We start from the raw sequence: 12,523 nt of genomic DNA, 5'->3' as shown, positions 1-12,523 counted from the left end.
GAAGAATCTAAATGTAGTGTGAAAGTTATCCACAACACCTATAGGTGTTGTCGTATAAAAAAACTCAGCAAGTCATTGATATAGATATATTAAATGCAGATCTAACCGAATCGAGCCGCTACTCTGTTGAGTTGGCACATTAGCAGCTAACCCCAAGCAACTAGTGGCACTTTCTGCCTCCTGCGGAGTTTTCTCCCGGTGAAATTTTTTGGATTCGGGTCAGAAGCTACATCTGATCTTGGCTCGATTCGTACGGCATGAGGCCAAGTCGTTCCGCCCGCTCCAACAGCATTTTCACCGAAGACGGCTGCCATCTTGTTCGGCCACGAGGCGTGCGTTCGCGCATAGATTCCAGCCGTTCACAGATCGCTTGAAGCGTGATGTCGGGATCTGCGCCCTTGATGCCAGCAATAATTGCGGGCAGGCGGTCGTCGGTTTCGCGGCGCCCGGCGCGGGCCAGCACCTCGGCAGGCAGGAAGCCGTCGCGGACATAGGCCTTCACAGCGCGCAAGAGACGGCTTTGGGTCCAGCGACGCGCCTCGGGCAGGGGGCCGTTGATGATGCGCACAACGTCTTCCCAGGCCAAGTCGGGGCGCAACCGGCGCACTTGGGGCACCCAGTCTTGAGCCGTCTCGTTCAGCCGCTCCATGTAGCCGTCTTGCCGCGCGAGCCGCACCTTGCGAAGAGCGGCAGGGTCTTTGGCCCGCAGCCCAGGGTTCCCGCCCACGCGGCCCTTTGTGCGTGCGCTGGCAAGGCCGGCCTTGGTGCGTTCCCGGATCAGGGCACGCTCGAACTCGGCCGCAGCGCCCAAGACCTGCAACGTGAACTTGCCCTGGGGGGATCCAGTGTCGATCGGGTCCTGAATGGAACGAAAGAACGCACCCTTGGCCTCCAGCCGCTCGATCACCTCCAGCAGATGCGACAGGGATCGCGCGAGGCGGTCAATCCGCACGACCACCAGCGTGTCGCCCTTGGATACGCGTTCCAGCACCCGCGCCAGCACCGGCCGCGCACGATTGCCGCCCGAGGCTTGTTCTTCATGGATCTCGGCGCAGCCCGCGGATTTCAGGGCCTGCGACTGGGGCAGGGGGTCTGATCCTCGGTCGAGACCCGAGCGTAACCTATCAGGGGCACCAAAACAGTCTTTTTGCAGTTTCATACATCGCCATTAAACGACTGTTTGTAAACGCGCGCTGGGGCGTTTCTCTCGTCGCGCTCGGTGCAGGAGCCCTTGTATCTTTGGGTTGAAGGGAACGAGAGGCGCTCCAGCGGTCTCAAGAAGACAGCGGCTTCGAACGACTCTACCGTAGAGAAAAGGGCAAAGTCTCGAACTCCATCGTCAAGCGCGCAAAACGGCAGTATAATGCGCGCATGAGCCGATTTCGCCAGACAGACTTGGATGAAGACGGGGTGCCTCTTGGAGACATGGAGGCGGCCGAGGACCGGGATGAGGCTGATCTCTGGTTCCTGCCCGGACCTCTTGAGGTTGAACCCGACTATCTCCCTCCCGGTCCTGCGCCCGAGGCCAAGGATTCAGAGATCGTCGACGCCTGGCGTCGAGCCGAGGCCGGGCAGGCGGCCCAGCTGGCCCGCGTCGCGGCCCGCCTAGGGATTATCGATGAACGCCTGCGCCGGGGCCCCGCGGGCTGGCGGCAGCGGCTCGCCCTGATCGAGGCATCGGATCTCAGCTGGTTGACTCAGGACCGGATTGGGCTCGACCGGTTGTCGCTCTACATGGCGCTGCGGGTCTCGACCGCAACGGATGATGCGCAGGCCTTGTACCGGATTGGCTGGACCGTGCGGCGGCTGACCGGCGGATCAGCGCCGTTGACGCTTCGATCGGGTGTCGGCGATCTCGAGACGTTCCTTGATCGGCGCGACTGACCAGGGCAGGGGGAGCGCTTTGAAGATGCCAATGGGCCATCCCGCGTGCTCGAGATGGTAGGGCGCGAAGCCTTCGAGCACCGGGCAGCCGGATGGCTTGCGATGATGGATCAGGCCGAAGACCTGCATCCCGTGACGCGGGCCTGCATGGGCTTTCATCTCTGGCACGTCGCGGAGCTCTCGCCGATCGATGATCCGCTCGAGGCCGCGGTGACGGGGGCGCGTGTCGCGATCGCCGATCTATCGCCGTCGGGGAGCGCCCCGGGCGCGATTTTCGCACCGATCGTTATGGGCGGGGGAGGTGGCTTCCGCGCGATCGGGGACCCGCTGGCTCGGTTGGTCCGCTGGCTGAACGCGATGTAGAGCGCAACCTTCGCTGCGCTGCGAAGGCTCGAGGAGATCGAGGCCTGGGCCGCTGGTCTCGGTGCAGATGGCGGAGCGCTTGGCGGGCGCGCATCGGGCGACGGTTCAGCGGAACATCGACTGGATGCAGGAGCGGGGTCTGGTCCGGGAGGTCACGGGGCAGGGGCGGTATAGGGTGTGGCGGATCGTCGAGACGCGCGCGACAGACGCCAAGTCAACCCGTGGTCGGAATGACGGGGTGCTGGCCGAAGATTTGTTTGATGTGCTGGCTGCACGCCATTGATCCCCGGTGCCGCGTTGCCGTTGAATATGAAATAAAGAATTCAACAAAATCATTCGCCTCCCTTTGCCATTAGCTGCGATATCGTTGCACACAATTCTGAAACAGCGCTACAACGGACTGGTTCGGAGCAACACCTAAACCACCGAGTGTTGCGGGCTGCATGAATGACTGCTTCGGCGGACTATGCGACGATTATGGTTGCGCCTGTTTACATTGTGACTGAAGTTCCTAGATATGTCTTCTGACGCAAATATGTCCTTCGCAAAGCTGCCGACCCCCGCGCGTCGGCACGTGTATCTTTTTCAAGGTCATCAGTTTCTAGACCGTTTCGCCATGGGGGTGATCGTCGCCGTGACGGCTCTAGCCCTTCGAGGACGGGGCTTGGGTGTCGGTGAGATCGGGGCGCTCTTCGCCATCTACGCCGCCGTGACGATGACAGCCGAACTGCCCTTTGGCGGGCTAGCCGATGGGGTGGGGCGCAAGCCGGTCTTTCTGCTGGCAACAGTAGCGAGCCTGATGGCCTCCATAGTGTTTATCTGGTCCGACGCGTTTTGGCCGCTCGCCGCGTCGTTCGCATTGGTCGGCCTCGGTCGCGCATTGCGATCGGGAACGCTAGACGCCTGGTACGTGGAAGGACTGCATGCACACGCCCCCGGCGTCGAAATCCAGCCCTTCCTAGCGCGTGCGCAAACGGCAAATTTCGCGGGTCTTGGGTTTGGGGCGCTTGTAGGCGGATTCCTTCCCGGCCTTGTTGCAGGGAATGACCCTTCCGATCCATTGATCGGTCGGACAATCTATGACGTATCCTATGCTGCCGGACTCGCGCTGACACTTATCGTGTTTACCTACACGGTCCTTCTTATCCGGGAACCGGTTCGCACCCTTAACGGGGCGGTCGTGCTGCGCGAGATACGCGCCGTACCGGGCACGATCCGCGACGGCGCACAGTTCGCAATCTCGCACCGGACGCTCTTTCTGCTACTCGCGATCTTAACCCTCATGCTATTCGCCACCAACCCGGTCGAGGTGCTCTGGCCCACCGTGGTGCAAACCATGCTCGATCCCGAACGCGCTGCCGCCGTGGTGGGGCTTTTGACGGCAGGATATTTCTTGGCAATCGCGGTCGGCGCGAGCGTCGCGGGACGGGTCGGCCGCTTCTTCAAACGCCGAAACGCGGCTACGCTCGCAGCGGTTCTCGGAGCGCTCGTCGTTTGTCAGATCGCATTGGCTCTGCAAGAGTCCCTCATGGGTTTCATAGTAGTGTTTCTCCTTTTTTCCGTCGTATTGGGACTGTCGGAATCGCCCGCTGCAAGCATCCTGCACGCCTATGCGCCGGACAATCGTCGCTCCACGATCCTTTCGGTCCAGTCTCTTCTAAAGCAGTTGGGTGCAATGGTCGGCCTGCTCATCCTAGGCTGGATCGGCGAGTCCGAAGGTGTAGGCGTTGCTTGGATCGCTGGGGCGGCAAGTCTCGGGGCAGCCGCAGCTCTTGCGATCCTGCTAGCCAGACAAACAAGGCGCTAGTACTAGCCTGCCCTCTCTGGCCATCCCTGCGCAGATGCACGTCGTTGACGCCGCTGATGCGAAACAAGCGAACCTTAATACCGGGTAAACAGATACCAGCTCCGTTCCGCTGAACGGACCTTTGGATCTGTTTTGTTCCGATAGGATTTGTCCGGGCTCTTCCACCAAGCGGAAAAGAAAAAGCGGGCCTTGGGAAGGGTGTTTCAACTTCTCAGAGGAATGCCCGATGACCATCACCGCACAACCCAAGACAGACCGTCCGGATCCGACCGTGATTGCCGCGCAGAACGACGCGTTTCGCAGGCTTGTCTGCCTCGGGATACCGCCAGAGGCGCCTGTCCAAGGTCGCATGCATGTGACTCGCTCGCTCATGGAAGCCGGGGAAGGGATCATGTCTGAGGCGGTGAAGACCACCGGCGCGTTCGAGACCTTCGAGACCGAGAATGATCCCGAGGGATGGCATGATTTTGGTGCGGTCGAGATCCGAGGCGAGACGTAACCGGTATTCCAGTCACACCTTGGCGTCGTAGTTCAAGGTTATGAGGTCCGCCATGTCGCTTTGCATGTGCCCTCCAGCGATGGCTGTCAACTGACAATGCCTATATCGAGGCCTTCAACAGCCGCCTCCGTCAGGAATGTCTCAACGCCTCATGGTTCCTATCGATGGATGACGCCCGCAACAGGATCAATGCTTGGAGGGCCGACTACAACGAAACCAGGCCGCATTCTTCGCTCGGAAACTTGACGCCGAGCGAATTTGCGGCCCAATTGAATGAAACCCGAAAGGTCGCATGAAGGCCGGACCAGAAACGGGGTGAAGTTCATTCTCCATTCTCCTAAACATTGCGGAGGGCCACTTCAGAGGGGGAGGACCAGAAAATGCAGACGCAAACGGTTTCACCACATCAGTTAGCGTCACCAGGTGTTTTGAATTCCGGTAGTTGCGCCCATACTGCCGTAACGACAAAGCGGTCAATCCAAGCGAAGCAACCAGTCAAACTCCGGCGGCCAGCGATGTCCGGTGCGGCAGCCGATGCTAGAGACACCTCGAAAGATCTAGTCAACAGATCCACTTCGATTAGAACATCTTTAAAATCTAAGGGGACTTGGGTGACTGGGAAGTATGCTTTGTAAAAAGCCTCCTTGGCCGAGAAGATGAGAGATGCAATTTCGTTCTCGGCGCCCAGTGTGGTCAAACTGGCGCACTTTTCTGAAGTGGAAATTAGATCAAGTATTTTTGGCGTAACCGCCTGTCTTTGCTCGACATCCACACCGATTCCAAGCAATGAATCACGCCGGGCGACATGGGCCATGCACATACCGGTGCAGTGGCTGATTGAACCTATGAAACTCTCCGGCCATATTGGCGCTCGCGTCTTGTTTGGTAGGATTTCTTGCGGCGGACAGCCAAGTTCATGCAGCGCCTGGCGCGCCAGAACTCGGCCCGTTAGGAACTCGTCACGACGGCGAGGCACTGCTCGGGCAATGACGGCGGCTTCACGAGTATTGAACGCAGTGGCAGGACCGATCAGCCCGCAAGCTATCGCAGTTCCAGAGGGCGCAACTTGAGATACCCAGTTGGCGATCGATGTAGCTTTATCCGGCATTACTTAATCTCGAAAATGCTCAACTCCAAATAGTGACTGATTGCGCACTCTTACACAGCAACCTGCCAATCCCGGCCGAGCGGATCGCCGTTGTTGTGACACGGTGGCGGACGGAATACATCTAAAATGTTCGCCGGAGGTTGGGGTCGCTCGTGGGTGCCAGCGTGGTTGGCAAACCGCGCATTCTTCCGGGTTTTCGACGCACTCAGGGCTGAAAATGCGCCAAGAACCTCCACAGCGACATCTGGCTTCAAACGATTGTACGGTTGCGCAATCGCAAGAAAAGGCTAAAATCCAAAAACAACTTTAAGGATTGGACGATATGAATAGTTCTACCGTTGCCGAAATGCGTGCAATTTGGGAAAAGAGCCTGCACACGACCGATCTGAGCTTGGACGACGACTTCTTCGATGTTGGCGGCCACTCGCTGTCTATGGTGGTCGTGCAGGACCGCATCACCGAACGATTCGGTGTCGAGATCGCGATGGACCAGCTGTTCCGAAACGCAACCATCAACCTGATGTCGGAGCTCGTCGACGCCGCCAGCGTGGCGAGTTCGGGGCATTGAGCTACGGCATCGGCGAGTCGGCAGCACAGCCGGGGGTGGCGACCCCCTCGCTCTCGATCCGTGCGCTCGACCTCACCCGCGGCCTTCCGGCGATCGGGCTTGGTGTCGAGGTGCTGCCAGATAGGGACTACTCGCAATTCTCGATCGAGACGAACAACGACGGAAGGACCGATCAACCGCTGCTCGAGGGCCCGCCCTTCCCTTCCGGGCAGTGCAAGTTGCGATTCGCTATCGGGAAGTTCTTCGCTTTGAACCGGTCGTGGCCGCCGAACACGTCTTCGGAATGGCTCGACATCGTGCCGGTGCAGTTCGACGCGGCGGTCGAAGTCCGCCACCTCCACGTCGCGATGTTGATGACCCCCAACTCCTACACCGCCTATCGGGGGAGCTAGCGGCGTGGACCTATCGACCCGAATCGACGGTCGCCGGCTGCTGCGTCGGCTGGAACAGCTCAGGCAATTGGGCAGGACCAAACGCGGCGGGGTCACCCGGTTCGCCTACGGCGACGACAACTTAGCCGCCCGTAATCTGGTTTGCCGATGGATGAACGATGCCGGGCTTCACGTGGTCGTAGATCCTGCGGCCAACCTGATCGGCTCCCGCTCCGGCGTGCATAATGGGCGCCGTATTGTGATCGGCAGTCACCTCGGTACTGTGGTGAACGGCGGAAATCTCGACGGGGCCTACGCCGTACTTGCAGCGATCGAAGTTGCAGACGCATTGCGATTACTCGAGTCACCGCTACTCCATAGCCTGGCAGTCGTGGCCTTCTCGAACCAGAACAGCGCGAGGGGCAACAAGGGAATGCTCGGCAGTAGGGCGGTGGTCGGCGAGGTCGACCACGTTGACGCCGAAGGGATTAGCGTTCGGGCGCGCCTGGCCGCCGCCGGCGGCGCCCCCGAGCGGTTGAGCGAGGCGAGATGGAATCTCGGCGAGATCAGCGCGTTCATCGAGCTTCATATCGAGCAATTCCCCCGGCTCGACAGCGAAAGGCGCATACTCCGTGTCGTCGATGGCATCTTCGGCCGCCAGTCGGTCGACGTCACCGTGCGCGGTATCAGCAACCACGCTGGCACTGTCCCAATGGGTCAACGCAAGGACGCCTTGTGCGCGGCGGCAGACCTCATCTTGGTCATCAAAGATCTCGATGAAAGTGCAACCGTCGGCCGGATCACAGTCTCACCGAACGTCACTAACGTCATCCCGGGCTTGGTCGATATCGGAGCCGAATTCCGTTTTTCCGATGCCGAATCGTTCGATGTCGCTCGGATAAAGTTAGAAGGAGCTGTCGAACACGTGGCGAGGCGCCGGGCGATCAGATGCGAGCTAGCGTGGAAGCAGATGCTCGCTCCGGTCGCGCGTGACGCAAACGTGACCGGCGCGGTTCGACGGGTCGATGCGTCCTCAGGGCATGCTTGGGCCGAACAGTGGTGCGACGTCGGCTATGACGCCCAGGTCCTCGCACGGCACCTGCCGGTGGCGATGATCTTCGTTCCGATTGTCAGCGGGCGCAGCCACGACCACAACGAGCGAACCCGTCCCGAAGACCTGGTCGCTGGGGCCGAGTCGCTGTATTCGACGCTGCTCGAACTCGACCGGCCGAGGGGAGCGTCACTGATGTCTGAGCGGACAAATCAATAGGGCGATGGCGTAGTCCGGAGCAACTGTCCACGGGACTTGCTTTGTCCCTAGGGCGCCACAAGCCGGCGATGCTGTCGATCGGCCTCGATTAGCGGATCATCGGGCAACCCGGCGCCTTGGTGCGGCTCATCGAACACATTACTCATGATGATGTGTGGATCTATTTCCGCGCGGAGATCGCTAGCCACTGGCGGTATCGATCCCCGTCCGATCATGTGGCGGATCAGGCCGGTCACGTTCGATCCAGCGCTCAATGAGCCGCGCGATCGGCACAGGGTTGGCCCAAGGGAAGTAGTGATCGCCCGCGACTTCCTCGATGCGGATCGATGCACTTGTCAGGTCGGCCCAGCCTTCGAGCGATGATCGAGGAACGTCATCGTCGGTTCCGTCGAGCACCATGATCGGCGCGCGCACCGCAACTGGTGGGGTGTTGCGAATCCGCTTCGTGAGCTGCCACTCGGCTTCGATAGTCTGGCGAACCGCATCGCTTATCGCCGCTGGCAGAGTGTCGAGTCCGAGTGCTTCGTCAGATCGCTCAGGAGCGACGGGGCTGTTCGGGGCCGGGCACCCGGCGACGACTAGGCGCTCGCAGACTAGGCCGTTGCTCTCCAGCCGTTTGGCAAGCTCGAACGCGACGAGGCCGCCGAAACTGTGGCCGAACAACAATATTGTTCGCTGTTCGGCGAGGGGCAGGCAATGAGTTTCAAGGTAGTCGCACAGTGCTTCTACGTTCCCGTGCGCAGGCTCGAACAATCGCCTCCCGTGTCCAGGCAGTTCGGCCACGATTGTTTTTATCGAGTTCCCGAAAGCCGAGATCAGAGGCTCGTAACGACGTGCTGGTCCTGCGGCACATGGGATGACAATGATGGCGCGTTCGGTGTGACCGCTTTTCTGGTTTGGTTTCATGTTGGTTAATTTCTCCATGATCGGGGCCATCGTCGACCATTCCGTTCGCCGTGCGACCTGTTGATGTCAGTGCCACATCATTGATTTACAGGCGTCAAGACGTATTGAGCGTGCTCTTGGTCTTGATGATCCTCCAAACAGCGAATCACCCAAGAGTGTTTTTTCTCTTGATCAATCGCGTCGAAGGTGTATCGATAATGTGAATTACCCTTCGAAATGAAACTTAAAAAATCGAAATCCCAACTCGAACAACACCTAAAAGAGGCATCGTGGTGCTCTCGCCCCAAGAATTGAAACTCACCCAGCGCTTAATAGAAAAACAGCTAATCCAAGAACTATGAACCACTACAGAATACTCAAACCTGTCGGACTCCGGCGCCTCTAGCCTGCAAAAACAGCGGCTCCCAAGACTAGGAGCGCGGGCACTAGGGCAGTACCACCGATCCAGGCGACCCCAGCGGAGACCCAACGATGATCACCACTTTCGACCGCAAGGCCTGCAGTAACGGGCGTTCGCTCGCCCTGCTCGACACAGGCGAAGAACTCGCTGCGACGGTCACCGCAAACTACGACGCGATACAAGATGTGCTGCGCACTGAAGGAGCCGTTGTCGTACGTGGAGCAACGGTAGTTGACGCCGTCGGTGTCGAGAAGATCATCGAAGTCGTCGGAGAGCCGCCGATGGAGTACCTAGAACGATCCACGCCTCGCCGAAGCCTCGGCTCGTTCGTCTATAGCTCCACCGAGTTCCCGGCCGACCAGACGATCAGCCTGCACTGCGAACTGTCGGCGGCGCACATCTACCCACGCCTCGTGTGGTTCTACTGCCGAGTCGCACCCGACACCGGTGGCGCTACGACACTGTGCGACGTGCGGGCGGTTGCCGAGAGATTGCCGAGAGGTCTGCGGAACAAGTTCGAGCGGCTCGGCTGGCGTCTTGTTCGCCGCTACAACACGGGCTTCTCTCTACGATGGCAAGAGGCGTTCGCCACTGACGACCGGTCCGAGGTCGAGGGCTACTGCCGGTCAGCGGACATCGCCTGGAAATGGCAGGGCGACGACGTCCTCGAGACCGTACAAGTGCGTTCGGCGTTTCTCGATGCCGACCCCTCGGGGCGGTCGAGCTGGTTCAACCATGTGGCGTTCTGGCACCAAAGCAGCATGCCGGCACCGATGATCAGACGATTCGAGAGGGACGGGATGCTCGACCAGCTGCCGTTCGACACCACGTTCGGCGACGGCTCGCCCATCTCGTCCGAAGAGGCTGACGTCCTGCGGAACGCCTTGGCGGCCGAGGAGTTCTGGTTCGACTGGACCCCAGGTGATCTCTTGATACTCGACAACAGGCTCGTGGGCCACGGTCGCCAGAGCTATAGCGGCGACCGAACCATTGTCACTGCACTCACGACCCCTGAACGCCGACCGGCATTCGCACCCGCTGGGGCCGTGAAATGATGGCCCCTGCAGACGATCTCTGGTCAATGTTCGAACACGTCTTCGCCGATCACGGTGATGCGATCGCATTCGAAACCTTCGACGAGAAGATCAGCTACGCACGTCTCGACCGCGAATCGCGTGAGCTGGCGGAACGGCTCCTTGAAACCGCCCCGGCACCCGGTTCGATCGTTGCGATCGAGCTCGACCGGGGACCGGGGCTCGGCCTAGCGGTCGTCGCCACCCTCCGGGCTGGCCTCGGCTGTCTGGTCCTCGACCCCCGTTTGCCCGTTGATCGCGCCGTCGACCAGATCGCGCAAGTTCGCGCGGGACGCACGATTCGTCGCGGGATCGATAGCAATATCACCATCGACATCCGGGGTTCGCACAAGACCAACTTGATCGACCAGGCCGGCATCGCTGGCCAGGTCACCGCGCACCCTGGTTTCCCCGCGTATGTCGTGTTCACGTCGGGGTCGACGGGTCGGCCCAAGGGTGTCGAGGTGTCCCGAGGGGCCCTCGCCGCTCATCTGCATTCGGCCGCTGAGGCGTTTGGCTATGGCCCTACCGACCGAGCCCTACACTTCGCTCCACAGTCCTTCGACGTGTTCTACGAACAGCTCCTGCTGCCGCTGTCGGTCGGTGCAACCGTTTTCTGGCGCGAGGGAACCGTGTGGGGCAACGTGGAGCTGTCGGCCGCGGTCGTCGATCACAACCTTACAGTGGTGAACCTTCCGACATCGTTTTTCCGGCAGTGGATCGGTGGATTCTCTCGTCCGGCGCCGAAGCTTCGTGTTGTCATCGCCGGTGCTGAAGAGATGACCCGATCCGATGTAAAGGTCTGGCGCGAGCATCCCTTGGCCGCGCACGCCGCGTTGATCAATGCCTACGGACCGACCGAGTCAGTCGTGACCGCGTCGTGCCATCTGGTCGATCCAACCAATCTCTACGAGATCGGTGTGCCGATCGGCGCGGGCATGCCCGGCAGATCGCTTGTCGTCGCCGGTCTGGAGGAGCCGCCTGTCGGCGAACTTGGCGAGGTTGCGATCCGCGGCATCTTGGCCAGTCACTACGTGGGGAATCCTCGACTCACCGCAGCCTTGTTCCGGCCCCTCAACGATGGGGCTCGCGAGTACCGCACCGGCGACATCTGCACGACGACCGATTGCGAGTTTGTGTTCGGGCGCCGGGTCGACTCGCAGATGAAGGTGCGAGGGCACCGGATCGAAGCGCAGGAAGTGGCAACTGCGGTGCGCGAGCTGCTGCTGGTCTCCGATGTGCAGGTCCTGACCCACGACGGATTGTCCCTCACGGCCTTCTATGTTGCCCCCGACGGTGAAATCGCGTTCCAGGAAATGGTCACCAAGGTGGCGAGCCGACTTCCCGCTTACATGATCCCAAGCAACTGGATCCGGTGTGAGCGGTTCCCGACCTCGCTGAACGGCAAGGTCGATGTCAAGGCGCTGGCGGCGCAGTTGGCCGCCGATCCTATCTCTACGGATTTCAGGCCAGAGCCCAAGTCGGCTGCCGCAGGTTCGCTTGAGGAACAGATCTCCGCACTTGTCCGCACCGTGCTGGGGGTCGACTCGGTCACCGCGGCGACCTCGTTCTTCGACATCGGGGCCCACTCACTCCAGCTCCTGGAGTTGTTGGACCACGTCGATCAGGAGTTCGGCGTCCAGATCGGCATTGTCTCTTTCTTCGAGGAGCCCACTATCAATGGTCTCGTGGCTAGCGTGAACGCCCAACAAGCAGTCGATGCCGAGTTGGTCCGATGAGCACCACTGCCGATACCGCGACCGTCAACCAAGCCCTTACCGGAGCGCAGCGCGCGCTGGTGAGCCGGGAGGTCGTCGCGAGCGCCGATGGCCGAACCGATAGGGCGAGCCGGATCGCCTGGACGGCGATGTTGCGCGCCCCGGCCGATCCGGTGCGCTTACGCGCCGTCATCGAGTCTGTGATCGCGAGCCATCCGATCTTGTCCGTGCGGGTGGCCGACCGCCATCGCAGCATGAGTTTTCCGGCGGCAGGGGAGGAGCGCTCGGTCGAGCTGATCGTCACGGCCGAACAGCCGAGCCGCGACGCGCTGGCACGATGGGCAGATCGACTCGAACCCCACCAGGGTCTGAACGTGCTCGCTGTGCTTAGCCAGGACATCGACCAGCCCGGTCACCTGAGTGTGCTGGTGCATCATGTGGTGTTCGATGGTGCGTCGGCGGCGTTGTTCTTTGATGCGTTGTCGGAAGCATTTGCTAGTGGGCTTGATGGCGCTGGAGAGGTGGCGCCGGAGGTGGGGTTTGTTACCTATGCCGA

9 protein-coding genes and 4 pseudogenes are annotated in these 12,523 nt (G+C 60.5%); 10 read left to right on the top strand and 3 right to left on the bottom strand.

The annotated features are described in order from the left end of the window. Positions 1-226: 226 nt before the first annotated feature. Positions 227-1,134: pseudogene (locus tag ACOHWE_RS17375) on the bottom strand (recombinase family protein). Positions 1,135-1,371: 237 nt separating this feature from the next. Between ACOHWE_RS17375 and ACOHWE_RS17370 the strand changes: the two are divergent. The 4 genes and pseudogenes from ACOHWE_RS17370 to ACOHWE_RS17355 form a co-directional block, all read left to right on the top strand. After that, positions 1,372-2,431: pseudogene (locus ACOHWE_RS17370) on the top strand (hypothetical protein); the annotation flags it as partial. Between the two features lie 351 nt (positions 2,432-2,782). Beyond that, the gene (locus ACOHWE_RS17365) at positions 2,783-4,054 is read left to right on the top strand and encodes an MFS transporter (RefSeq protein WP_420667997.1); all 1,272 of its coding nucleotides are present in this window, start codon (positions 2,783-2,785) and stop codon (positions 4,052-4,054) included. Between the two features lie 226 nt (positions 4,055-4,280). Beyond that, positions 4,281-4,550, top strand: a pseudogene (locus tag ACOHWE_RS17360) (DUF3768 domain-containing protein); the annotation flags it as partial. A gap of 92 nt (positions 4,551-4,642) precedes the next feature. Then, a pseudogene (locus tag ACOHWE_RS17355) lies at positions 4,643-4,849 on the top strand (integrase core domain-containing protein); the annotation flags it as partial. Between the two features lie 110 nt (positions 4,850-4,959). Here the strand turns inward: ACOHWE_RS17355 and ACOHWE_RS17350 are convergent. Further along, on the bottom strand, positions 4,960-5,661 hold the full coding sequence (locus tag ACOHWE_RS17350) for a 4'-phosphopantetheinyl transferase family protein (protein ID WP_420667995.1): 702 nt from the start codon (positions 5,659-5,661) through the stop codon (positions 4,960-4,962). A gap of 322 nt (positions 5,662-5,983) precedes the next feature. Between ACOHWE_RS17350 and ACOHWE_RS17345 the strand changes: the two genes are divergently transcribed. Genes ACOHWE_RS17345 through ACOHWE_RS17335 form a run of 3 tightly spaced genes read left to right on the top strand, consistent with a single transcriptional unit; the run spans position 5,984 to position 7,870 of the window. After that, the gene (locus ACOHWE_RS17345; protein WP_420667994.1) at positions 5,984-6,229 is read left to right on the top strand and encodes an acyl carrier protein; all 246 of its coding nucleotides are present in this window, start codon (positions 5,984-5,986) and stop codon (positions 6,227-6,229) included. Continuing rightward, positions 6,226-6,621 (top strand): hydroxyisourate hydrolase, encoded by a 396-nt coding sequence (locus tag ACOHWE_RS17340; protein ID WP_420667992.1) that lies wholly within the window; start codon positions 6,226-6,228, stop codon positions 6,619-6,621. The genes ACOHWE_RS17345 and ACOHWE_RS17340 overlap by 4 nt, the downstream gene beginning before the upstream one ends. Positions 6,622-6,625: 4 nt before the next feature. Next, positions 6,626-7,870 (top strand): Zn-dependent hydrolase, encoded by a 1,245-nt coding sequence (locus ACOHWE_RS17335; RefSeq protein ID WP_420667991.1) that lies wholly within the window; start codon positions 6,626-6,628, stop codon positions 7,868-7,870. Between the two features lie 180 nt (positions 7,871-8,050). Here the strand turns inward: ACOHWE_RS17335 and ACOHWE_RS17330 are convergent, their stop codons facing one another. Continuing rightward, entirely contained in the window at positions 8,051-8,806 is a 756-nt protein-coding gene (locus ACOHWE_RS17330; RefSeq protein ID WP_420667990.1) for a thioesterase II family protein, read from the bottom strand. Positions 8,807-9,247: 441 nt separating this feature from the next. On the opposite strand from ACOHWE_RS17330, the gene ACOHWE_RS17325 reads away from it, so the two are divergent. The 3 genes from ACOHWE_RS17325 to ACOHWE_RS17315 all read left to right on the top strand — a co-directional run. Beyond that, positions 9,248-10,231: a TauD/TfdA family dioxygenase gene (locus ACOHWE_RS17325; protein ID WP_420667989.1), complete on the top strand. Its 984-nt coding sequence runs from the start codon at positions 9,248-9,250 to the stop codon at positions 10,229-10,231. Positions 10,232-10,257: 26 nt separating this feature from the next. Continuing rightward, entirely contained in the window at positions 10,258-11,988 is a 1,731-nt protein-coding gene (locus ACOHWE_RS17320) for a non-ribosomal peptide synthetase (RefSeq protein ID WP_420667988.1), read from the top strand. Continuing rightward, positions 11,985-12,523 (top strand): hypothetical protein (locus ACOHWE_RS17315; protein ID WP_420667986.1); only part of this gene is annotated, 539 nt, incomplete at its 3' end. The genes ACOHWE_RS17320 and ACOHWE_RS17315, both read left to right, overlap by 4 nt.

Source organism: Cribrihabitans neustonicus (genome assembly GCF_048820895.1).
In the GTDB taxonomy this organism is placed as follows: domain Bacteria; phylum Pseudomonadota; class Alphaproteobacteria; order Rhodobacterales; family Rhodobacteraceae; genus Cribrihabitans_A; species Cribrihabitans_A neustonicus.
Note: the sequence above shows the minus strand (reverse complement) of the source record. Positions and strands in the feature narration are given on the sequence as shown.